Source organism: Rhodococcus artemisiae (assembly GCF_036327795.1).
Taxonomy (GTDB): domain Bacteria; phylum Actinomycetota; class Actinomycetes; order Mycobacteriales; family Mycobacteriaceae; genus Rhodococcus; species Rhodococcus artemisiae.
Genome location: NZ_JAUTXY010000025.1, coordinates 1 through 23927 on the forward strand (window position 1 = coordinate 1; position 23927 = coordinate 23927).

The 23927-nt window shown below is 66.7% G+C and carries 12 protein-coding genes and 1 pseudogene; 3 read left to right on the top strand and 10 right to left on the bottom strand.

The window, feature by feature from the left end; translation table 11 throughout:
* Positions 1-99: pseudogene (locus Q7514_RS30985) on the top strand (IS5 family transposase); the annotation flags it as partial.
* Positions 100-123: 24 nt separating this feature from the next.
* On the opposite strand, the gene Q7514_RS30990 reads toward Q7514_RS30985, so the two are convergent.
* Complete coding sequence (locus Q7514_RS30990) at positions 124-1809, bottom strand: hypothetical protein (protein ID WP_330137087.1); 1686 nt, start codon at positions 1807-1809, stop codon at positions 124-126.
* A 41-nt stretch (positions 1810-1850) separates the two neighbouring features.
* Here Q7514_RS30990 and Q7514_RS30995 point away from each other — a divergent pair, with 41 nt between their 5' ends.
* A complete protein-coding gene (locus Q7514_RS30995) occupies positions 1851-3083 on the top strand; it encodes a hypothetical protein (RefSeq protein ID WP_330137088.1) in 1233 nt (410 codons plus the stop codon).
* Here the strand turns inward: Q7514_RS30995 and Q7514_RS31000 are convergent.
* Together Q7514_RS31000 and Q7514_RS31005 are read right to left on the bottom strand one after the other, a co-directional pair.
* Positions 2977-3996, bottom strand: a complete 1020-nt coding sequence (locus Q7514_RS31000) for an MHYT domain-containing protein (protein ID WP_330137089.1) — start codon at positions 3994-3996, stop codon at positions 2977-2979. The two genes, Q7514_RS30995 and Q7514_RS31000, sit on opposite strands and share 107 nt — an antisense overlap.
* A gap of 322 nt (positions 3997-4318) precedes the next feature.
* Positions 4319-5086 (bottom strand): class I SAM-dependent methyltransferase, encoded by a 768-nt coding sequence (locus Q7514_RS31005; protein ID WP_330137090.1) that lies wholly within the window; start codon positions 5084-5086, stop codon positions 4319-4321.
* 90 nt (positions 5087-5176) lie between these two features.
* On the opposite strand from Q7514_RS31005, the gene Q7514_RS31010 reads away from it, so the two are divergent.
* The gene (locus Q7514_RS31010; RefSeq protein WP_330137091.1) at positions 5177-6091 is read left to right on the top strand and encodes an NAD(P)/FAD-dependent oxidoreductase; all 915 of its coding nucleotides are present in this window, start codon (positions 5177-5179) and stop codon (positions 6089-6091) included.
* An 11-nt stretch (positions 6092-6102) separates the two neighbouring features.
* Here Q7514_RS31010 and Q7514_RS31015 read toward each other — a convergent pair whose 3' ends face one another.
* Genes Q7514_RS31015 through Q7514_RS31045 form a run of 7 tightly spaced genes read right to left on the bottom strand, consistent with a single transcriptional unit; the run spans position 6103 to position 23905 of the window.
* The gene (locus tag Q7514_RS31015) at positions 6103-8628 is read right to left on the bottom strand and encodes a class I SAM-dependent methyltransferase (protein ID WP_330137092.1); all 2526 of its coding nucleotides are present in this window, start codon (positions 8626-8628) and stop codon (positions 6103-6105) included.
* A complete protein-coding gene (locus Q7514_RS31020; protein ID WP_330137093.1) occupies positions 8625-10043 on the bottom strand; it encodes an ABC transporter ATP-binding protein in 1419 nt (472 codons plus the stop codon). Before Q7514_RS31020 ends, Q7514_RS31015 begins: the two co-directional genes overlap by 4 nt.
* Positions 10040-10852 (bottom strand): ABC transporter permease subunit, encoded by an 813-nt coding sequence (locus tag Q7514_RS31025; RefSeq protein ID WP_330137094.1) that lies wholly within the window; start codon positions 10850-10852, stop codon positions 10040-10042. Before Q7514_RS31025 ends, Q7514_RS31020 begins: the two co-directional genes overlap by 4 nt.
* A complete protein-coding gene (locus Q7514_RS31030) occupies positions 10849-11817 on the bottom strand; it encodes an ABC transporter permease (protein WP_330137095.1) in 969 nt (322 codons plus the stop codon). The genes Q7514_RS31025 and Q7514_RS31030 overlap by 4 nt, the downstream gene beginning before the upstream one ends.
* Positions 11814-13379: an ABC transporter substrate-binding protein gene (locus Q7514_RS31035; protein WP_330137096.1), complete on the bottom strand. Its 1566-nt coding sequence runs from the start codon at positions 13377-13379 to the stop codon at positions 11814-11816. Before Q7514_RS31035 ends, Q7514_RS31030 begins: the two co-directional genes overlap by 4 nt.
* Before the next feature lie 30 nt (positions 13380-13409).
* Complete coding sequence (locus Q7514_RS31040) at positions 13410-19961, bottom strand: SDR family NAD(P)-dependent oxidoreductase (protein WP_330137097.1); 6552 nt, start codon at positions 19959-19961, stop codon at positions 13410-13412.
* Positions 19958-23905, bottom strand: coding sequence for a non-ribosomal peptide synthetase (locus Q7514_RS31045; protein WP_330137098.1), 3948 nt, complete (start codon positions 23903-23905; stop codon positions 19958-19960). Before Q7514_RS31045 ends, Q7514_RS31040 begins: the two co-directional genes overlap by 4 nt.
* Between the last annotated feature and the right edge of the window lie 22 nt (positions 23906-23927).

Consider the following 23927-nt stretch of genomic DNA (forward strand, 5'->3'; position numbering starts at 1 on the left):
CAGCTCAAGCAGTTTCGGGCGGTGGCCACGCGCTACGACAAGCTTGCGGTGCGGTACCTGGCCACCGTCCAGGTCGCTGCGATCAGTCAGTGGTTGTGAGGGAGCGGGCTTTTGAAACACGGCCTAGTCGGTGGCGACGAACGTTCCGTCGGGGAGGTAGGTCGCGTCGCTGTCTGTCATCGTCGCGAACTCGACGTTCACCTGAAGGATCCGAGGGGTGTCGGAATCGGCTTCGGGGAGTGTCTCTTTGGTGATCGAGAACCTCGCCGAATCGATATCGGCCGGTTCTGCGCCGACCCTCTCGGCGTTGGCCACGGCGATGGCATCGAGCTGCGCCGCGGTGATCTGCGAGAAGCTGAAAAGCTCGTCCGGTGTCGGCGTAGTGGACTCGTCGATCGACACCTCCGGAAATGTGCCGGAACTCATCGAAAACTCCTGCCGGTCCCCACCGTCGACCGCGGGGTCGACAGTCAGCCCGATTCTGTCGGAGCTGCAGGGGATGCAGAGGGAGCCGATGCGAGGTGTTGTCGCGTCGATGCCGGCACGCGGCAGGACGGAGTCGACCTGTTCGAGGGCGGCGGCGGTATCGCCGATGTCGAAGATCGGAGCGAGGGTTCCGTCGAGCTTGGCCACGTAGGTGCCGCTTCCGCCCACCACAGTGGCGCGCACTTCGATGAGCGGCTCGGCGTCCGGTGCCTCCTTACTGATCTCGACGCGATCGTTACCGGTCTGGTCGACCCCGAGGGTCGCGGTGATCTCGTCGTACGCCGCGACCACGACTGCGGGATCGACGACCGAGAGAGGAAAACTGTTGCGGACGCGGGCGCCGCTGTCGTTGCTCGTCCCACGCGTGACGTCCACCCCGTCAGGATCGTAGTTGCCGCTGGAGTCCTGGCTGGCGTGGTAGACGACGCGCTGCGCGTTCGCCTCATCGAGTACGACGAGTTCGGTCCAGAAACCGTAGAAGGTGACTTCGAGGACATGCTCGGTGCTGCCGGGGATGTCCTTCTCTGCCATTACCGTCATCGCGGCCAGGGCGTCGAGACCGAACTGACCGATGGCGGTGGTGATCTCCCACTCGTCCGTGCCCGTATCGATGTCGGTGGCTGTGGTGACCGCCGAGGAGAAAGCGGAGCTCAGGCCCGCGGTGTCGGGCAACAGTAGGCCGGTCGCAGAACCGAAGATCGCGAAGGCAGTGCAGAAGCAGACGGTGACCATCGTCCGCGACACCACCCCGCCGCGCGGGACGGTGTAGACCCGCTCCGGTGGAATCTCCTTCGGGATCTCGGCGGCCAGCACCTTGCCGTACTGCTGGAGCTCGGAGTCCTTCCACGGCATGATGACGGCGCCTGGTAGACGGTGCACTTCCTCGACAAGGGCCATGCGACGCTCGCCGACGGCCGACTCGAGCACCTTGGGCGGAGCCATGGCGCGGGTGGACGTGACATAGGAGCCGTCGCGGAACAGGCGATCCACGACGGTGACACCGAACTTCGCGATCCGGAAACCCTGCGTGTGCTCTGTCTCCACCGAATGGACTACCGCGACCTTTGCATGTGGTGAATCGATGGCACTGGCGCGCCGCGGACCGCCTGCCGCGAGATCCGGGTTCTCGATGAAGTCGGTGGTGGATCCGCGGAGTCGTTGCGAACCGACAACCACACCGAGTGCAGCGACACCGGCGCCTGCGCCGTACAACAACACAGAGGACGTATCGGCCGCGATTGTGAGGCCGGTGAACGAAACGAGGCCGGTGACGGCGCCGGTGACGGCCGCACGGAGTGAGAATCGGCGGCTCACCTTGGGCATCGGGTGACGCTAACACACTGATCTTGTAGTTAGATCGGAGTGTGGTTGCACCCGACGAGCATCTGCGGACACCGAGTAGTGGCGCGCTGTCCGACGACGAGCGCCGTCACTTGGAGCGGGCTCCGGTCGAGGGTCAGTGCGAGCGAAGCGACGGGAGGTGTGGTGTTGGCGATCTCGACAATCTCCAGTTCGGTGCGTATGTCGACGCCAACCGCACGGAATGGTTACCGGTCGCGGTCGGAGTCCCGTCCATCGCGGTGATCGTGCTGTGTGGCTGGGCATGGACGGAAATCGGCCGGGATGACCTCCTTGCCACTCTCGCCCTGGTGATACCGATGGTGGTCGCGCTGGGCGGGGTTCTCGCGGTGACCCACCGCAGGCCGCCGCGCCTGGGGATCCAGATCAGTCCGACAGAGGTCATGCTGGGCAACTGGTCGACTCGTACCTACCGATTCCCGAGGTCGGCCGTCACCAAGGTCAAGCTGAGCAACGGCCCGTGGGCGGGCAGCTCGACCTGGGTACCCGCCGACCACGATTTCCGCCTGCGATCGCACTACTACCTCCAGATCACGTTGCGCACCGGAGAGTTCTTCTGCGTCGCGGCCGATCCCCACAACAACCCGGTCAGTGATCGGATAATCCTCGAGCTCAGGCGGACCGCTGCACCCCCGGCGCTGGAGGCGCGGCCATCGAAGCCGGACGACCCCGCGCCGAAGCAGGCGCCACAATCGCTACCGCCGTCGGCCGGTCTCGCAGCACCGTCCTCCGCAGAGAAGCTCTGGGAGTCCGCGAAGAACAAGCACGACGAGATCTTGCTCGCCTACCTGCCGTACGAGACCGAACCGCTGATCCTCATGCGATATCCCGCACTCACCGACATCACGCACCCCGCGACGGCGGCATTCCATGAGGCGATGGAAGACGCGACCGCGCTGCGTTCCGAGACGATGCCGTCGGATTCGACGTTCGCAGCGGCATATCGGGATGCGGTCCGCCGCCTCACCGTCGCCTGGGCAACCGCCGAACGAACCGCGAAACGCGAGGGTACGACGTACCTCGATCCGGTGGATCGTCGTAAGCTCGACCAGGCGGCGAAGCTGCTGCGGCATGCCGAGAGCGCCGAATCGCTCCCCGAGCGCGTCGCGTACTTGCGGCAGGTCAAGTCGATCATGGACGAGCTGGTCGAGAACGGCGCGATTCATGCTCCGCCGAAGGTGGTCGAGTCGATCGAAGCGGCCACGACTCGTGCAATCGAGGCCGCAGCACAGCGATGACGGCGCGCGATGGGTCGACGTTCTGTGGCCGGTGGTCTGCCTGCCGGTACCCGTCCGGAATGATGATCACCTCGGTGGGTGCCTCACTGAGGTCGTACTCGGACACGGTCTCGACATCGTGGGGTGCGGTCCATCGCTCGATCGAGTTCTTGACATGGGTGTCGACGGGATCGGCGACGAGTAGCAGGGCAACGATCGGCACGGCCAACACGAGCACACCGATGACGAACGCGGGAAACAGCAGTGCCAGGACGGTCACACCGTTCGGCGACGGCGCGGTCGGGTCGACCGTCGCGTGTACGCCTGCCATCCCGGTGTAGTGCATGGCGACCACGGCGCAGCCCATGATGAGGGCTGCAGCGATCCGCGCTCTGATCCGTTCGGCGCGGACGGCAACCCAGAGAGCGACGGTGGATGCGACGATCCCGATGATCACCGATGTGGCGACGAACATCGGATCGTACTCGAGGGTGCCCTGGATTCGAATGGCTGCCATACCGCTGTAATGCATGAGGCTCACTGCCACGCCCATCACCGGCCCCCCGATCGCCAGTGACACCATGTGATCGCGCCGACGTGTGGACAGGAGCCGCATCCCGACCACCCCTGAGAGCCCGAACAATGTGGCCATGACCGCGAGTGCCACGGAGAACATCGTGAGGGCGAGGTCGTATCGGATCGGCGACGTGGGCACGGCGAAACCCATCATTCCGATGAAGTGCATGAGCCAGATGCCGACCCCGCCGATCGAGACTGCCGCCATCACGAGCCACAGCGTCGTGGCGCGAATCGACGTGAATTTCAGGGACTGTCGGACGCACGACAGGCCCACATACGATCCGACGACCGCCATGGTGTACGCCAGCGGTAGGACCCAGAACCCCAGGGTGAAGTGGTGTAGCTCATGCGACATATATCCCCCGACATATGGCACGTCCCGCTGTCCGCATTCGGGTGGGGACGTGCTGCACCGGACCGAAACGGGCTGCAGCCCATTGCCCCCGTGCAGCGTCGTAAACCTTAGCGCACGATAAATTCGGCGCAAGTCAGGGCCTGATCATGCGAATCGGGTCGAAACGCCGTGCGGGATGCGACAATAATGTGGTTCTCGACTGTAAGATATTCGCGCGAAGTAGATTTGGACATAGCGGACAAGTCGGTAGTCATCGGGCTCGTCAATCGCCCTGCATGGCAGTCGATCTCACCGGCCGCGGCGATGGCCACGTCGGGGACGGTCAACGCCGCCTGACGTCCGATTCGATGGCGAACACCCCGAACTGTTCGTCACCCACCGCGTTCGCATGTAAGTTGTGTTGGGCAAGTTCGGATTCGAGTGTGCCGGGATCGAGGACGTTCCACCGGTACTCGACCTCGGTAGCGTCGATCTCGCGGCCGTCCTCGCTCGTTCGGTAGATCATGTGCCAGATCACGGTGTGCTCGTCCATGCACTCGGCCCGAGCGGTGCCGTGGTACTCGCGATCGCCGACGCATTCACGTGCCATCTCGAATTCCGGAACTTCCGAGGACGTGGTGGGTGCTTGAAGATTGATCACGGCGCGTCCTCCCGGCCGTAGCCCGGCAGCAACCACTCGCCACAATTCCGACCGCTCGTCGGGGTCGAGGTGACCCAGTGAATTGATCATGACGAGCGCATCGAACTTCTCGGGAAGTCGGGACGACGGGAACGGCCGGTTCTCGACGGTCACCCGGGAGCGCAGGTCGTTGTCGGACGCGACTCGATGCAGCAATACCGCGCGCAGATGACTGGACGGCTCCACTGCCACGATCCGCGCCCTCGGTGCCGTGCGAGCGATGACGCAGGTTCCGAGTCCGGTGCCGGATCCGAGTTCGACGATGGTGGCGTCGTTCTCTCCGATGCCGGCCAATGCCGTGCTGACGTGGGGCGCCATGTGCTGCCATGGCCCCGCGCTGAGGAGGTCGAGGTGATCCGCGGATCGGGTGTACGGGTCGAGGTACACGGGCACGTGCGTCCTTTCGGTCATGCGATCCGAATCCAACGGTCGGTTACTATTTGCAACGACAATCACTTTCAATAATAGCGGGCCGCCGTACCCGCCGATCGGAGTCACCTCATGTACGACGTCGTCATCGTGGGCGCAGGTGCCGCCGGCCTCAGCGCCGCGCTGGTACTCGGACGCCAGAAGAGATCCGTCCTGATCGTCGATGGTGGACGGCCGCGTAACGCGCCCGCCGCCGAAATGCACATGTACCTCGGCCGCGACGGTGGTGCACCGGCCCATCTCCTCGCCGACGGACGCGCCGAAATCGAGGCATACCCCACGGTCGAGCGGATCTCCGGTCAAGTCAGTGGGGTCGCCGGAGCCGACGGTGCATTCGAGGTGACGATCGACGACGGGAGGCCGGTCCAGGTTCGTAAGCTGTTCTTCGCCGTGGGCGTCACCGACGTCCCCTGGGAGATTCCGGGCCTGGCGGAACGCTGGGGATCCGGAGTCTTCCACTGCCCGTTCTGCCACGGATTCGAGACCGACGGGCTGACCCTCGCGGTCCTGGCCAACGGCCCGGACGCCGCGCTCGGCGCCTACGTCGCCGACCGCTATTCCGACGATGTGGTGGTCTGCACGAACGGCCCGTCGACCATTCCGGATCCGTTGAGAGCCATGCTGGACAAGACAGGCGCGCGGGTGGTGGAGACGCCGGTCGAGCACATCGAGGGCGAGCCCGGCTCGCTGAGGGTGTTTTTCGCCGACGGTTCCGTTCTCGAACGTCAGGCCCTCTACCACCGGGCACCGACGACTCCCAACACGGCGCTCACTCGGGCGCTCGGATGTGAACATTTCGACGACGGATGTGTCCGTGTAGACGAGTTCGGGAAGACGACCGTTCCCGGGGTGTCCGCCGGCGGCGACGCGGCACACCTGGCAGCCGTCCCCGAGCCGGTGACGCTGGTGGCTCCCGCTGCCGCGGACGGCGTCCGTGCCGCAGTGTGGTTGGAACAGGATCTGTTCGCCGAAACATTCGCCGATTAGCCGCTTCGCCGTCACAACGCCTGGCCGACGAACAGGCGCTGTGACGGCGCGGCCAACACAGTTCCCTCCCCGGGAAGCTCGAGGGACGGACGAATACCGTTGACGGACAGGTAGTGCCGGATGTCGGAATCGGAGAGGAAGACGCTCCCGTTCCGGCGGTCGGCCGTACCCGGATGCGCTCCACCGCCTCGTGATGACAGCAGGAACTGCATCGTGGCCAGCACGAGATAGTGCTCACGAACGGCCTCGATCACGACGGCGATCCCCGACGGTGCCAGCACTTCACTCAGTGCCGAGACAGAAGATCCCGCATCGGTTGCACAATGGAGAACGTTCGCGGCCAGCACCACGTCGAATGCATGTGCCGGCAGATTCTGATCGGTCAGTCGGATATCGATGTCTGCTGTCGCGGTGCGAAATCCGGGTCGAGCACCGAAACGCTCCGCGGCCGAGGTGGTGAAGAAACGGGAGATGTCGGTGAAGAGGTAGTCGACATCCTGGTCGCCGAGCGCTGCGAGCGCTGCGTGTGTGCCGCCCCCGGCGCCGCCGCCCAGCTCCAGGATGCGGAGTGGGCCGGGCCGCGTGCGCGCGGCCTCGGCGATGATCCGGGCCGCGGCGCCGTGCAGGTACCGGTTGCTGAAGTTCCTCTCGTCCTTGCTCAGCGACGTGGTCATGTCCCCGTCGGGAAACATCAATGCTTGCGCCGACACCTCGTCACGCAGCAACGGGCCGAGCGAAGTCAGCGCTCTCGAATAGAACCCGGCCATCTCGGACGGGTACCCCAGGGCGCGGCAGGCGCGGGCGAGTTCCCGGTCGTCGATGTTGTTCGTCGCCGGCTGGGTGGGCTCCGCCAGGACGAACGCGTCGGTGCCCCGCCGGAGTGCGTGGCCTTCGGCGCACAAGACCTCGATCCACCGACGCAGTATCCACAGGTGCCGTTCTGCGACTCGCAGTGTCGTCGCGACCTCGTCGGTGGACGCTGTCACCCCGGGCCGAACCCCACCATCGGAGCAGAGGAAGCTCGCCATCGCGTCGAGGGCGATGGCGTCCAATCGTTCGACGGCTCCGGGTACCCGGACAAGTGCCGCATCGGAAATAGGTTCCGGCGTCCCTGACACGGCACACCTTCCCGCACGGTCGATCTCGTGTCGTCGACGATTCGCTGCGACGATGTCGAGACCGCGCCCGGACGGAAGTTCGACGGTCATGCGTTCCGGGCGGGCGATACCGGCCCGACGCAACAGTGTGCGGGCGACGTCGAGCATCCGACTGCGTGCGAACGCACCCAGCGGCTCGTGAGGCGTGCCGACCTTCGGTGGGTCTGCCGCAGTGATCGCGCCTACTACCGCGGGTGATGCCACCCGGAACACGGTGGGATCGGACGGGTCGATCAACACCACCGCATCCGTACCGATCAGCGCCGAACTCAGCGCCGCGGCCGTGACGGATCGGGGAATGTCTGTGATCAGGGTGGGTCCGGATTCGACACGCGCTCGCAGATCGGTCAGTGCGGAGCCGTCGCGATCGAGATCGTGCCACGACGCCACCGAGGGGGCATCGCGCCCGGCCACGGCGGCGACATCGACAGTGAACACGGCATCGAAGCGATATCGGGTGAGTTCGGAATCGTCGCGCAGCGTCTTCGCGTACGTGAAGACCGATACCTCTCGCCCGGACGCGGCTGCGATGGACGCGAGCGTCGACGGGTCCACCGACAGTTCGCTGTCCGACGCTGCACGCCGATTCACTCGGTCGCCCAGGGTGTTCGGGTCTTCGTCCGGATTCTTGGCCATCTCCGCCCAGCGGGCGAAGTCGTGGAGTTGGCCCGAGTGCCGGATGTCGCCGACGATCACGGTGCCACCGGGAGCGACCGTGTCGATGGCGTCGAGTACGACTGCAGCAAGATAGCGGGTGTCCGGAAAGCACTGGGTGACCGAGTTCAGAAGAATGCAGTCCGGTGTTGCGCCGGTCGCCGCAACGGCGTCCCGCACGAGTTGTCCCCGCAGTTCGTGCGCGGCGGCCTCGACGAAACTGGTTCCGGCGATGCGTTGCGCGGTGAGTCTGTCCACGATCTCTCCGGCCACGTCGGTACCGACGTAGCTGTCGACGTGTGGGGCGAGTCTGCGCATCAACAGTCCTGTCCCGCATCCGAGCTCGAGCACGTTGCGAGGACGTTGCGTGAGAACGAGTTCGACTGTGCGCTCGACCCATTCGATCATGTGCTCGGCCGGCAAGGGATCGCCGGTGTCGGTGGCACGCCAGCCGGCCAGATCGTCGTCCTGATCCTGCGGTTCATACTGCTGCGCGGAGCTGTAGGTCCAGTCGTACACCTCTGCCCAGTGCGTCAGATGTTCGTGGGTGAGGCCACCGACCACCGCGGCCCCCTCTGCTCTCGTTGTCGCCACGGCGTCGTCGGATACGACGATGCGTAGTCCTCTGTCTCCATCCGGGTCGACGCGCGCGATCCATGGGTGCGAGGACAGGGCATCGACGGCTGCGTTGAGATCGGCGTGCCGGGGCAATTCGGTATCGGTCATAGATGTGTGCTCCTCGTGTGCGAACGGGCTTCGATGATGGAGGACTTGTGAATTTCGACGACGCGATCCGCCCGAGCGGTCAGATGCTCGTCGTGCGTTGTCGCCAGAATCGACATGGCGTCGTCGGTTTCGGTGCCGGCGTGCCTGAGCTCGTCGAGCAGGTCGGTGATGCGCATCGCCGTGTTGTGGTCGAGCGATGCGGTCATTTCGTCGGCTATGAGCAGGCGCGGGCGGCCCGCAAGGGCCCGGGCGATCGCGACACGCTGTCGCTGACCGCCGGACAGTTCGTGAGGGCGCCGGCGTAGGACGGTCCTGGGCACCGCGACGCGGTCGAGGAGTCGCTCGGCCTCGGCCCGGAGATCTGCCCGCGGATACAGCCGTCGCATCTGACGTCTGAGGATGCGCTCGATGGTGTGGGCGGGGTTGAGTGCATCCCGGGGATTCTGGCCGACCAAGGCGATCGCAGCGCGCGACTGCGGTGTCCGTTCACCGACTCGCGCGGCTACGGCATGCCCGTCGAGTGTCACGGTGCCGTCGAACGGATGCAGACCGCACACCGCACGCAGCAGTGTGGTCTTGCCGCAGCCGGAAGGACCCCGCAGCACGACGAACTCGCCGGTGCGGACGTCGAGGGTGGAGCCGTCGAGCAACACACGTCCTTGCTCGGTGCGAATCCCGAAATCGGTCAGCTCCAGAGCGGATGTGCCGGAGTCTACGGCCCGGCCGGATGCAGACACGGTGTCGTGGTCGACGGCCGGCACGGTCCGTAGTACCCGATCGCACACGGCAATCAGGCGTGGGTCGTGAGTGGCGACGATCGTGACGCTGTTCGCGCGTCGTCGTGCGGTGATGGCCGCGAGCACTGGTTGGAGGGTGACGTCGTCGAGTCCCGAGGTCGGTTCGTCGAGGATCGCCAGCGGGGGCGACGCCACCAGCGCGCGGGCCACAGCGACGCGTTGAGCCTGGCCACCCGAGACACGGTGGGGCGGCGAGTCGATCTGCTCGTCGGTCAGCCCGAACTCGGAGAGAACCGAGCGTGCGGCTGCGGTTGCGACGTGTCGGGCGCAGCCGCGCATACGTGCTGCCTCCGCGACCGAACGACACCCGGTGTGGCCGGGATGCAGCGCCGACGCCGGATCCTGAGCGGCATATCCCACAGTGGTTCCCCGCCACGACCTGGTGCCGTGCTCACCCGGCCCGGACCAGTCGACCGTCCCGGCGGTGACGTCCACGCGGCGCGGCAGCATCCCGAGAATGGCGGCGATCGCGGTGGTCTTACCCGAGCCCGAGGGGCCGACGAGTGCGACGATCTCGCCCGCAGCGGCGTCGAAATCGAACTGATGGAGGGGATGGTTTCCGCGGTCGTCGGTGATCGTCAGGCCGCGAACGCGCAACGTGCTCGGGGTCGTCGTCATGCGGATACTCCTCGGAGCCTTGCCGACCCGAGCGTCGTCGACGCGATCGCGACCACCGTCGCGAGCGCGGCGAGAGCAACCGCCGGCGCCACGGTTGCGGCAGCGTTCAGCCCGATTCCGGAATAGTTCTCCGTGATCATCGATGCCCAATCCGGGTGCGGAGGTGAAGTTCCCAGGCCCAGCGCGTTGATGGTGGACACGAGCTGCAGGGCCACGATGACGCGCAGTCCGTAGTCGGTGGTGATCGCGGCGGTGTGCGACGGCAGCACTTCCTGGCCCAGAATGGACGGGACGGAATCGCCACGCATGCGTGCGACGTCGATGTAGGTGGCGTGGCGGCAGTCGGCGGAAAGGTCGGCGACGACGCGGGCGGTGAGCGGGGAACCGGCTACGACGGTCGCGGCGACCACCGCGACGGGCATCGGGACGGCGACTGCGAGGACGAGTCCGACGAGAACGGCGGGGACCGCGAGCAAGAGATCGGCCCCGGCGCTCACGCCGACTTCGATTCGGCGCCCGGACCACCCGGCCCAGAGGCCGCAGGCGACGCCGACCGCTGTCGATGCGGCAGCGGCGACGAGTGCAACGGCAGTGAGAGTGGCGCCGCCCCAGAAGATTCGCGACAGCACGTCGCGTCCGAGCGCGTCGGTTCCGAGCAGCTGGTCTGCGTTCGGCGGTGTCCACGGTCGGGCCACCGTCGCTAGTGGGTCCTGGTCGGTGAGATAGCGTCCGAACAAGGCGAAGGCGAGCACCGCGGACAGCGAGACCGCGATCAGCCACTGTGCGGATCGCCCACTACGGCCGGTCACCTCGGATCCTTCCTGCCGATGCAGGCCGCGACAAGATCAGCGATGGCCATACCGACGACCACCACGACTGCCGCGAGCAACGAGATCGTCTGCACTACCGCCACATCGCGTGTGGCGATCGAGGTCACGAACAGTTCACCGAGACCGGACAGCCCGAACATGTTCTCCACCAAGGCGGTTCCGCAGATCAGCCCGGCCAGAACGAACGACATCACACGAACGACGGGCGCCGCGACCACCGGGAGGACGTACGACGCGGTGAGCCGTGCCCGGCCGACGCCGCGCATCCGAGCATCGACGATGTAGGGGGTGTCCGCGGCATCCACCAGCGGTCCGCGCAGCATCATCGCCGCGTACGCGCTCGCGGGCAGCGCCAGCGTCAATGCCGGCAACACCAGCAGTTCGAGGTGCGCCAGCGGCGACCGGCCGGCGGGAATCAGGGAGACCGGTGGCACGAGTCCTGCCCTCCCGGACAGGATCGCGGCGACGAGCGCCGCAACGACGACCTGGGGGAGCGCCGCAATTGCGGTGGTGGCAGCAGATCCGGCAGGTCGACGTCCCCCGCCGTGTGAGGCGAGCACAGCGAGGATCCCCATCAGAGGGATGATGACGACCAGCGCGACCGACACGATACCCGTCGACACCGGCAAGCGGTTGCCGAGCATCGACGCCACGCTGCGCCCGGTGCTCGTCGACGTCCCGAGATCACCTCCGACGACATTCGTCAGCCACGCGAGGTACCGCACGGGAAGCGGTTCGTCGAGACCGGCCGCGGAGCGCAGCACCGACAGTTGCTCGGGGCTCATCCGGCCTGCCGCACGCAGCGACACGGCGTCGCCTGGAAGGAGCGCAGTGACACCGAAGACGATCACCGAGACGGCCAGGATGAGTACGAGTGCGCGCGCCGCCGTGACGAGCAGCGGACGCAATCGCACTCCACCGGAGTGGCGTGCCGTAGAGATCACCCTTGGAGGTCGACCTGGTCGATGAACGCACTGGCGAAGCCGATGCCTTCGGGCACTCCGGTCACACCCGGTGCGGCAAGATCCAGACGGTCGGAGGCAGCCCAGATGGCGTAACCACCTTCATCGCGGAGTGTTGTCATCAGCTCACCGATTCCGCGATCACGGGTCGCGTCGTCGGGCTCGGCGACGGTCTCGGCGAGCTTTGCCGACCACGCGGGATTGCTCCACGCGGTTTCGTTGGTCGGCGAATCCGGGCGAAGGGCCACCTGGGTGATGTCGAGGAAGGGGATGCCCCCGAGATAGCTGATGTAGAAGGGGCGTTGGGCGTACACATCCTGGAAGTAGGTGTCCGGGGGTGACAGCTCGACATTCACTCGGATGCCGATGTCGGCGAGCTGCTGGGCGATGAGGGTGGCCGCGCTGTCCATTCCGGGGTACGCGGTGGTGCTGTTCAACGTGACATCGACGCCGTCTGCCAGGCCGGCCTCGGCCATCAGTTCGCGCGCGCGGTCGAGATCACGAGTGCGCTGCGGCAGATCGGGTGCAGCCGGATCCTGAGGACTGATCACATCGTTGCCCAGCTGTCCTTGTCCCAGGAACGCGACATCGAGGAGCTGCTCGCGGTCGAGGGCATTGCGGACGGCCTCACGGACTCGGTTGTCGTCGAACGGTGTTGTGTCGGTGCGCATCACGAGGGGGTAGAGGGTCGCGCCTGCGTGCCGTACCACTTCGATGCCCGACGACTCGTCGAGTGTGACCACCGCCGACGCCGGGACTCCCGCGGCGAGATCGGCCTGCCCCGAGGTGACGGCGTCGGCGCGTGCCTGCGGATCGGGGATCGCGCGCATCTCGATGGTCGCCATCGGGGGAACGGGACCCCACCACTCGGTGTTGCGTTCGAACACCTCGACCTGTCCGCCGACGAATACCGGACGGAACGGCCCCGATCCCGGTACGAGTTCGGTGAAGTCGGTGCTGCCTTCCGGTACGACGAACGTCGACCCCTCCAGGGCCTGACCGACCTCCGCATAGGGTTCCTTGGTGCGGAGCAGCAGCGTCGTGTCCGACGTCGCTTCCGAGGCGTCGAGATCGAACCGTTCGACACGACCCGAGTTCTCCGCCGACTTCTCGCCCATCCGGCGGAGGGAGAACAGCGCATCCGCGGCGGTGACGGTGCTGCCGTCGGAGAACAGCGCGTCGTCGCGCAGCGTGATGGTCCATTCGGTCAACGTCTCATCCGGCTCCCAGGACTCGGCCAACCGCGGTTGCGTCTGTCCGTCGGCGCCGGGAACCGTCAATGGGTCGTAGGTGAGGGCCATCCGAACCACATCACTTTCCGCGGGCAGGAGTCCGTGCGGATCGTTGGTGCTCACCGCCGACGAGCCCGGCGTGACGTATCGGAACACGTCCGATGCACTGACGTCGTGTCTGGCGTTGTTCGGGTCGCCGGCACTGTTCTGCTGGTCGGACGTCGAGCAGCCGGCCAGCACGGCGACGGACGCGGCGAGTGCCGTTGCCGCGCGGAGCGGGGTCGATCGGGAAAGATGGTTGCGATATCGCATGGGGTGCTGTCGCTTTCGGGGTGTAGGGCATCAGTGATGCGGAAGGGCTTTGCTGAGTGCACGATCGAGTTGGTCGACCACGGTGTCCAGGGCGGGAGGTCGAAGGATCGAGTAATGGTGGGCGTCGGTGGCGACGACGGTCAGCGGTCCGGCCAGGTGACGTGACCAGCCGAGATCGGCTGCGTGCTCGACGGGGGTGTCGTCGATGCCCATGCCGATCCCCGAATTGTTCGGGGCGAGTCGCGTGCACCGGACGAGAACGGTCTCGGTGGCCGAGTCGGGGAGCAGACGCGGTTCGTGACGTGCGAGAGCGTCGAGGTGACGACCGAACACCTCGAGGCGTGAGCGTCCGTCGTCGCGGGGGCCGAGCAGCCGACGGCTGCGCAGTTTCGCGGCGATCACGGTGTTTCTCTCGTCGGCGTCCAGGTTCGCGATCTCGTTCCACGCGGTCTCGCCGATATCGAGATCGATATCGAGGAACGCCTCCAGCGCGCCCAGTTGACGCCGCGCCACCTCGGTCTCCCGTTGTGTGGGAGTGCCGGGGATGGGGGTGATGTAGGTCGGGTCGTTGGAGTCGAGCATGACGATCAGCGCTGTGTGTTCGCCGTCCTCGTGTAGCTGTCGTGCCATTTCCTGCGCTACCGAGCCGCCCATGGACCAGCCGCCGAGCAGCCATCCCCCCGCCGGGGTCGAATACCTGCTGCGGATCGCCGACAGATACTGCGCGGCGATGGCCGATATCGAGTCCGCACCCGGGGTATCAGCGGTGAGCTGGGGATCGGTGAGTGCCACGACCGCGACGTCGCTGACCAGCCGCCGCGACAACTCGGCGTAGCAGAGGACGTCTCCGCCCGACGGATGGATCAGGAACAGCGTGGGAGTCTCTGCCCGATCCGAGGCTGCACCTCGCAGCGGGACGAGTACGTCGGCGGGATCGATCTCCGGCAGATCGGAGGTGGTGCCCACCTCCGACCACGCACCGTCGTCCTCGGCGAGGCGCGTCACCACCTCGGTGTGCCGGGTCACCACTCGGTCCAGTTCGTCGTCCGGGAACAGCCCGTCCAGCACGTCCCATTGCAATCGCAACTCGCCGTCCTGCTCGAGCACCTGATGATCGAGCCACGTCTGCGGTGTCTGCCCGACAGCATGGACCTGCGTGCCGACCCATTCGAGGGAGCCCGAATCGTCGACCATGTCGTGCACTCCGAGTGCTCCGGTGAACACGACGGGTACCGAGCGCCGCTCACCGAAACGGGTGGACTGCTCGGCCAGAAGCTCGAGTGCCGAATATTCGCGGTGATCGAGATCGTCGAACATCCTGCGTTGGGTGGCCTGTGCGCGGTCGGCGAACGACGAGCCGGTGTGGGCGTCCGATTCGTGCAGGATCAGCGAGGTGAAGTCGCCGACCACCTTGTTGACGTCGGGGTGGACGGGTGGGCGGTCGAACAACGTCAGAACGACCGAGAAATGCGGCGTGGCCGACCATGCCCGCAGCGAATCGGTGTAGACCGTGAGCAGCGCTGCCGTCGGTGTGATGCGGTGGCGTCGGCATTCGGTGACGAATCGACTCCACCGATCGGGGCTCAGCGCGGTGGCCCGTCGAACGAACCGAGGACTTCGATCGAGTGCCGCACGGATCGGCAGCGCCGGTGGGCCGGGAACGGAGTCCGCGCGCTCGAGCCAGTAGCGCTCGGCCTCGGCCCCTCCCGGTCCTCGTCGCCGCAGTGTCATCGCCGACGAGCACTGTGCGGGATGAAGTTCGAGCGTAGGAAGCGAGGTGTCGGGGGCGTCGTACAAGGCCTTCAGTTCCGATTCGATGATCCACCAGCTCGCGGCGTCACAGATCAGGACGTCGACGCCGATGAACAAGCGGACCCGGTTCGGTTCGACGATCGTGGCGGAGATCTGCACGAGAGGCCAGCGATCGGGTGGCCCGGGCTTCTCAGCGACCCGTTGCCTGATCGTCGCGAGGATGCGCGACTTGGTCTCGTCGTCGGCGCGGGAGAGATCTCGGGTTCTGATGCGGTACGACGGGACGGAATCGAGCGTCCGCAGCCGTCCGTCGGGTGTCGCAACACTGCGCAGCAGCGGATGACGGTCGATGACCGCATCGAGCGCCTTCTGATAGCGCTCCAGGTCCAGATCGACGCAGTCGTATTCGAGGTAGAAGTGGCAGGGGATGTCGCCCCACTCGTATCCGCCGTCGCGTCCGATCCAGTACGCGTGCTGCACCCGCGTCATGTCGAACGTTCCGTCGTCTCGCAGGGCCTCCGACAGCGACGGAACCGTGCTTGCGGGGCTGTTCGGCGCATTGCGTGACGTGGGTACCTGTGCAGCGTCGACGCGCCCCGAGAATTCCGTCAGCGTCGCAGCGGTCAGGAGGTCCCGGAGACCGAGTTCGACGCCGAAATGCTGCCGTACGGAATCGAGCATCCGGGTGCCCAGCAATGAATGTCCGCCGAGCGCGAAGAAGTCGGCATCGGGGTCGGTCACAGTGGTGCCGAACAGCGTCGACCAGATCTCGGCCACCGTCTGTTCGGTGGCGGTGAGATCCGACGGTGTCGCGCCGGCCACAGCTCGTGGCCTGGGGACCGAGGCTGCGCCCGAACGCACCTCGAGGCTCGAGGTACCGACCGCGACGACGGTGGGGCAACGACCGGAGCCTGCGAGATCGAGAATCCGGTCGAAGGCGCTCAGGCCGGTGGCGGCATCGAGCGCACCCGACATCACGGTGGCCGACCCAGAACCAGAACCCGACTCGTCGAGCAGCACCCGCCATCCGTCCCACACGATGCTGACCCAACGGGTGGGATGACCCGACACCGACGCGGCGTACGCGTCCATCGCCGTGTTCGACGCGGCATACGGGCCCATCCCGACGCCACCGAGCATCCCGGTCGCCGACGACATGCACAGAATCGAGGCGGGGCGCCGGTCTTCGTCCAACGCCGACACCGCGAGGTGGATATTCTGCGCCACGGTCAGTTTGGCATCGATATGTGCGCGCGCTGCCTCGTGCACATCGGCAGTGAGCGTGACGGGAGCAACGGTCGCGGCCACCCCGGCGGCGTGGATGATCAGCCCGATCGGGTGGCCCTCCGCGTCGAGGGATGCCACCACTGCTGCGAGGTCGACGGCGTCTGTGGCGTCGCTGACGACGTGACGCACCGGCGTGGACTCGGTGTTCGGGTGTTCTCGGCGTGAGGTGACCACCACGTCGTAGCCGCGTTGCGACAGATGTCGGCTCAGGAGCCGGCCGACCGCCCCGGTTCCTCCGACGATCAATGCCCGTGTTCCGGGTTGTACCCCGGCGGTCGGTTCGGCGGCTGACCACGAGGTGGTGCCGCTCGTCCACCGGGTCCCTGCGCGCACGGCGACCTGTGGAGCGGGCCGAGTGTCCGAGCGTCCGAGTGCGTCCTGTATCTCGCTCAGGACTACGTCAGCGATTTCGTCGTCCGCGACGTCGATGTCGAGATCGATTGCTGCCCAACGAAGGCCGGGTGCTTCCTGACCCAGCACGCGGGGCAGCGCCCGCACTGCCGCGGCGGCCGGATCGACTGTGCCGCTGTTGGCGGGGTCCGTCCCGTTGTAGGTCACCGATACCCAGAGCCCACCGTCCACCACGTGCGGAACGAGGTGTCCGGCTGCTTGCGAGAACGAGGTGACGGCATCGACCGCGTGGTTGTGGTCCTGCGCGAAGGTCACGACCCCGTGCAACTCGGTCGGGTTGTCCTCGGGGTCGGTGACAACCACATCCAGCTGTGCGAATCGTCCTCGAAGGGACTGTGCTGCAGGGGAGCTACCCAGTATCACCCAGGTGCCGCGCGGCGCGTTCGTGGCGGAGGCGGGCGGTAGCTGCCGCCACAGCGGTATCTGCAGCGGGTCGTCGAATGCGGCCGACGGTCCGGATGCGGCGTCCGACGGTTCGATCCACAGGTGTCTGCGATCGAACCGATAGCCGGGCGCGCGTATCGGCCGAGCTGGGCTGTGGTGGTCCCCGACGGGACCGGTGCCGCCGGATACTGCCGCGACGTCGACGGGCACCCCCACCGACCAGAGCCGGCCGACCGCCGAACGGATCGTGACGGACTCGGATTCCTCCCGACTCATCGTCGACACCACGGCGGCGGCGTTGTCGAAACCATGAGACAGCGCCAGACCCGTCAGCGACGAGCCCGGCCCGACCTCGACCACCACCACATCACCCTGCGCCGCGGTCACCGCAGCGGTAAGTGCGCGGGAGAACTGCACCGGACTGCGCAACTGCTCGATCCAGTGCGACGGCTCGCGCAGTGCAGCGACGTCGACGGCGTCGCAGGTGACCGTGCTGAACACCGTGCTGGTACTCGACTCGCGGGCCGCAGTGCCGAACGAGCGCACCGCGCGTTCGACCTCACCCAGCGCCGCCTCGACATGCCGGGAATGCATCGCGGCATCGAGGCGCAACAGGCTGACCTCGGCACCCCGATCCGTCAGAAGCTCGTAGGCGGACTGCACTGTGTCATGGATACCGGCAATGACGCAGGAGTTCGGGCCGTTCACGGCCGCCAGGTCGATTCCCGGAAGGTCGGGCAGTATGCCGCGGAGTTCGTCCTCGGAGAGGGCGACGGACATCATCCCGCCGACGCCTGCGGATCGCGCGGCCGCAGTGCATCGCGCGGCGACGAGTGTGCATGCCTCATCCGATGTCAGTGCGCCGGTGAACGCCGCAGCGGTGCATTCACCGAGGCTGTGGCCGACCAGTGCGGTGGGGGTAAGCCCCCACGACTGCAGCAGACGTGCGGTACCGAGAGAGATCGCGAACAGTGCTGGTACGGCGAAGCCGACATCGCGGATGCGGCCGGATGTGTCATTGCGGTCGAAGATGTCGCGGATGTCGGCACCGATACGGAGAACGAGCAGGTCGGCGATCTCGTCGACTGCGGCACGGAACACCGGCTCGTCGCGGTAGAGGTCTGCACCCATGCCGGGATAGTGACCACCGGCGCCCGGGAACGCGAAGATCACCGAGGGTGCCCGTGTGCGCGCGGCGACGGGCTCCGGGAACGCCGGACGTACGTGCGGAGCAGCCGGGTCGAGCACCACAGCCGTCCGATGTGGCAGGGCCGCCCGACCCATTGCGAGCGTGTATGCGAGATCGACCGGCGACGCCTGCTGCGTGGTATCGACCGGCGCCGCCTCGTGTGCGAAATCTGCGATCGCATCGGCGGTGGCGCGTGCTCCGTCGGCTGTGGCGCCGGAGGAGATCAACAGCACAGGCCGCTCGAATGCGTTCGGGTGAGGGAGCTTTCCCGGCGGGGGGCCGAGTACGACGTGGGCGTTGGTTCCGCCGATCCCGAAAGAGCTGACACCGGCCAGCGGGGCCGTATCCCAGTCGCGGGTCTTGCCGAGCAATTCGAACGGCGAATCCGAGAGCCGCAATTCCTCCGCAACGTCATCGGACCCGAGCGACATCGGCAGTGTCCGATGATGGATCGCGAGGACCGCCTTGGCGAACGAGGCGATGCCGGCAGCGGAATTGGTGTGGCCGATATTGCCTTTCACCGAGCCGATTCCGCACCATGGCGGACCGCCGCGTCCGAACACGGCGCGCAGGGCTGCGATCTCGATCGGGTCGCCGAGTCTCGTTGCCGTCCCGTGTGCTTCGATCAGGCCGATGTCCGAGGGATCTGCTTCGGCAACAGCGAGTGCTTCGGCCACGACCCGGGCCTGGCCGCGCACGGAGGGGGCTGTGAACCCGGCCTTGTCGGTGCCGTCGTTGTTGACCGCGGACCCGTGCAGTACCGCGAGAATCGGGTCGCCGGAGGCAACCGCATCCTCGAGTCTGCGCAGGACGACGGCGCCGGCGCCCTGGCTGTAGACGATGCCCGACCCCCGGGCCCCGAACGGCGCTATCTCGCCATCCCGCGAGAACACTCCGCCCTCGACATGAAGATATCCGCGTCCCTGGGGGACGATGGCCGACACTCCACCCGCGAGAGCGGTGTCGCACTCCCCGGAGAGCAGCGACTGCGCCGCGAGGTGGATCGCGACGAGAGACGTCGAGCAGCTGGTCGATACGGCGATGGCCGGGCCGGTCAATCCGAGGCGGTAGGCGATCTGAAGGGGCAGGTAGTCCGGCTGCGTGGCGATCGCGGTCTGCATGCTGCCCAGCGGATCGCGGCCACCGCCCGTGGTATCCCATCGACCGGCGAGGTTGTGTGCCAGGTAGCCGCTCTGCGTGGACCCGACGAAGACGCCGACGGCCCCACCGCCGCGACCGTGCCCGTGTCCGCTGTCTTCGAGTGCAAGCCAGGCGCACTCCATCAACATGCGGTGTTGAGGATCGAGGGCACACGCCTCCGCGTCGGTGAATCCCCATGCTGCGGGGTCGAAGTGGGACTGTCCCTCGATGATCCCCGCGACCGGTACGTAGTTGCGATCCCGGACCAGCGAGGGCGGTACCCCCGCGGCGAGCAGCTCGTCGGTGGTCAGGCGCGTGAGTCCGCTGCGACCGTCGCGAATCAGCGACCAGTACTGGTCGACGGACGGCGCACCGGGGAACCGTGTCGACAATCCGACGACGGCGATTCCGCCCGTCATCGGACGGCCTCCACGGCGTGCATGCGGGCGGCGAGCCGGGCCGCGCGACCGTGCGATGCGCTGGGCAGCCTCGGGGTGTGTTCGCCCGGTGGGCGTGCGGCACGAGTGCCGGCGCGCGTGTTCTCGGAGAGGAAGGCCGCGAGTGATGCGACGGTGGGATTGGCGAACAGATCGATCACCGTGAAATCTTCGGAGGCGACGGCTGTGCTCAATCGGCGGTGGGCGAGCACCAGCGTCAACGACGTAGCGCCCACGTCGAAGAACGGCGTGGATGTGTCGATCTTCTCGCCGAGGAGTTCGGTGAAGATGTCGGTCACGAGAGTTTCGATCGCCGGGTCGACGAAGCGCCCCGGACTCGCGACCGGCTCGAGTGCTGTCGGCGCCGGAGCCGCAGCTGGTTCGATCGCCTTGATACGCAGCTCGAGTAGCCCACTCGTTGCGTGCACCTCGTCGACGGTCACCGAATCACCGAGATGGCGGACGGTCCGATCGGCCCATCGGACGGCGGCGTCGAGGGATTGCCGCGGTGCCAGGTCGCCTGCCTCGACGGTGATGCGAAGTTCGAGACCGCGGGCCAACGCATCGGCGACCACGTCGAGGGTTGTGTCGTCCTCAGCGCCTTCTGCAGGAGTCTCGGCGTGCTGTTCCACGTCGGCGGGCGCCTGCGATTCCTGCTCGCGCCGGAAGGGATTGGGTAAGGCGCGATGATCGACCTTGCCGTTCGGTGTGACAGGCAAGGACGGAAGCCGTACGAATCGGCCGGGGATCATGTAGGGCGGGAGATGGGTCTGCAGGGCAGCAACGAGATCTGCGTCGGCTGCAGGCTCACCGGCCATCGAGTCGACGACGAAACAGATTAGGCGCGGCCGGTCGTCGGGTCCGGGCACCGCCGAGGCAACGGCGGCGCGTACCTGCGGCAACCGCTCGAGGGTCGAGTCGATCTCACCGAGCTCGATGCGATGTCCGGCGATCTTGACCTGGCGGTCGACGCGGCCGAGGAACTCGATGGAACCATCGGTCCGCCACCTGCCGAGATCGCCGGTGCGGTAGAGGCGTCGGCCGGTCGCGGTGTGCACGACGAACCTCGCCGACGTCTGTTCCGGATTACCGATGTACTCACGCGCAAGACCGGTGCCGCCGATGTACAGCTCACCGGCCTGTCCGACCGCGCAGGGTACACCGTCGTCGAGGATGTGAAAGCTCTGACCGCCGAGTGCCCGCCCGTACGGGATCGTTGTCCATTCCGGATCGACCTCGCCGATCGCGTGGAAGATCGACCAGATCGCGGCCTCCGTCGCACCACCGAGGCTCACGAGGGTGGCATTCGGTGCGAGAGCCCGCAGGCGATCAGGAAGCGTGGTCGGAATGTAGTCGCCGGACAGGAAGACGAGTCGCAGGGACGACAAGGCGCGTCGGGCGCGTTCCTGTTCGATCTCGGCGTACTCGACGAGCATCTCGAGCAGCGCCGGCGCCGTGTTCCACAGCGTGACACGGTGCTGCGCCATCACGTCCATCCAATGTCCGGGGTCGCGCAGGCGTGCGCTGTCGGGCAGAACCAGTGCCCCGCCGGCACCGAGCACCGAGAAGATGTCGAACACCGACAGATCGAAGCTGAAGGCGGACAGGCCGAGTACGCGATCGCTCGACGTGAGCGGGTAGCGACCCATCAGGTCGTCGAGTGTGGTTCGGACCGCGCGGTGTTCGACGGCCACGCCCTTCGGTTCTCCGGTGGATCCGGAGGTGAAGATGATGTACGCGAGATCGCCCGGATCCGGTCGGCGAGAAACGGCGCGGTCGAGATCCGCCGCGCCGTCGTCGCTGATCTTGCCGGCCGCATCGAAGGCGAGGACGTCGACGGCTGCCGGCCATCGGCTCCGGTCGACGTCCGCGGCCACCAGAGCGTGCGCGATGTCTGCCTGACGGACGACGCTGGCGACGCGCTCGGCGGGCCAATTCGGTTCGACGGGAACGTAGGCGGCGCCGCTCGCGGCGACACCGAGGACTGCAATGATCTGCGCCGGGCTCTTCTCGGCACTGACCGCGACGGTGTCGCCGGGGCCGATTCCGCGCGCGGCGAGACAGTGGGCAATGTCCGCGGCACGACAGCGGAGCGATTCCGCGGAATACGCGGTAGCGCCCGAGATGACGGCCGGGGAGGAATCATCGGCGCGGGCATCGAACGGATCGGTCAGCAGCGGTCCCGCGGACTCGAATGCGTTGACGGTGATGGGATCTTCCGCACGGAAGCTGGGGTCGTGAGCGAGAGCGCGATCCGTCCAGGCTGCGTCGTCGTCGGCCAACCGCCCGAGAAGTCGGGCATGGGCATCGGCCATCGATCGCACGAAGTGGGGATCGAGCGCTCCGTCGACGGTGTCCCATGCGATGCGCAGTCGGCCACCGTCGTCGCGCACGATGTGATCGAGCAGCACCTGAGGTGTCTGCGAGACGCCGAAGACCTCGGATCCCAGCCATGCCGTGGGGGAGTCGTTCCCGTCCGACAGACCCAGTCCGCTGGTGAAGACCACCGGGTGGCTGGGGCTGGGCAACTGTGCCGAGTCGGCGGCCGGGGCGGGCGTGGACGCGCGCGCGGGGCCGAGCCGGAGAACCTCCACCCCGGACACGGTTCGGTGGTCCATATCGGACCAGAACCGGTGATTGACGGCGGACGCGAACGTCGCGAAATCGCAGTCGTCGGCCAACGGCATCTCCACCAGCACTGTGGTGGTGAAGTCGCCGATCGACTCCGCCGCAGTCTGCTCGTCGCCAAGGTCTTCGCGGTCGAACAGTGTGGTGTTGAGTGCGAACTTCTCGGTGGCTCCCCAGCATCGAAGCGTCATGGCGAAGCTCGCCAGCAACACGGCGGTCGGTGTCAATCCACGCGAGGCAGACACACTCCGAAGCGAATCCCAGGCGCTGGAATCCAATTCGGTCGAACAGCGCGTGAACCGGGGGATGCCGAGGCGGTGGGGTGCCGTCAGCCAGGGTAGATTCGGGCCTCCGGGCAGCTCGTGTGCTCGCGCGGCCCAGTACTCGCGATCTGCTGCGCGACGGCGAATATGCTCGGGATCAGCCTTCCGAGCTCGGACGATCTCCGGAAACGACGGGCCCAGTGGCGGGAAATCGGATCGGCCGTCCACCCGGGCGCCCCACTCGCGCATGAGCGTGATCCATCCGGCCATGTCGAGGGCAAGGATGTCGAAACCGACGAACAGGCGGGTGACTCCGCCGGGAAGCAGCGCCGCGCGGATGTCGTACAGCGGTCCGGTGTCGACCGGAAGCACGCGATGCGAATTCGTGCGGCGAAGCTCGCCGAGTGCCTCCGCGCACGTGTCGGGAGCTGCCTGTGTCAGATCGGTGACCCCGAAGCTGTACCTGTCCACGGGATCCCGGACAACACCCCGCGCGTCGGCGTCGACGACGAATCTCAGCATCGGATGCCGCTGAACCACCGCGTTCCAGGCATTTTCGAGTGTGCGTAGATCCGCATGCGGATCGTCGGCGACCCGGTCGTATTCGTAGTAGTAGTACGTGGCTACGCCGCCGAGCGGAAACGCCGGTTCACGTCCGACGAGATATGCCTGCTGGACCGCGCCGAGCTCGAAGGAACTGTCGGTCGGTCGTTCATCGTTCTCGGATTCCGCCGGCAGGGTGGATGTCGATACTGGGTCTCCGGCAGGTCTTGTCCGGACGATGCGCTGGGCGATGCTCATGGCCGTTGCATCCCCCAGGAAGTCCGTCAACTCCAGATCGACATCGGTGTCCTCGAACAGTCTGCGGCGCAGGCGTACTGCGGTGTAGGAGTCGATGCCCAGTGCGGTGAGTACCGTGGTCGGGTCGATGGCGTCGGGTGGCGTCTCCACGATGTCGCCGAGTGCTTCGAGAACGACGTCGATCGGCCCCTCGGCTCGGTGGTCCGTGACGGGGTGCTTCTCGGGCGACGGCATGAGGGGCGTCCCTTCTGCAGTT

Bases quoted from the DNA above. Each gene is read 5' to 3' on its own strand.
- Q7514_RS30990 (WP_330137087.1), bottom strand. From the start codon at position 1,809: ATGCCCAAGGTGAGCCGCCGATTCTCACTCCGTGCGGCCGTCACCGGC.
- Q7514_RS31005 (WP_330137090.1), bottom strand. From the start codon at position 5,086: ATGACCGAAAGGACGCACGTGCCCGTGTACCTCGACCCGTACACCCGA.
- Q7514_RS31035 (WP_330137096.1), bottom strand. From the start codon at position 13,379: ATGCGATATCGCAACCATCTTTCCCGATCGACCCCGCTCCGCGCGGCA.
- Q7514_RS31010 (WP_330137091.1), top strand. From the start codon at position 5,177: ATGTACGACGTCGTCATCGTGGGCGCAGGTGCCGCCGGCCTCAGCGCC.
- Q7514_RS31045 (WP_330137098.1), bottom strand. From the start codon at position 23,905: ATGCCGTCGCCCGAGAAGCACCCCGTCACGGACCACCGAGCCGAGGGG.
- Q7514_RS31000 (WP_330137089.1), bottom strand. From the start codon at position 3,996: ATGTCGCATGAGCTACACCACTTCACCCTGGGGTTCTGGGTCCTACCG.
- Q7514_RS31015 (WP_330137092.1), bottom strand. From the start codon at position 8,628: ATGACCGATACCGAATTGCCCCGGCACGCCGATCTCAACGCAGCCGTC.
- Q7514_RS31040 (WP_330137097.1), bottom strand. From the start codon at position 19,961: ATGACGGGCGGAATCGCCGTCGTCGGATTGTCGACACGGTTCCCCGGT.
- Q7514_RS31020 (WP_330137093.1), bottom strand. From the start codon at position 10,043: ATGACGACGACCCCGAGCACGTTGCGCGTTCGCGGCCTGACGATCACC.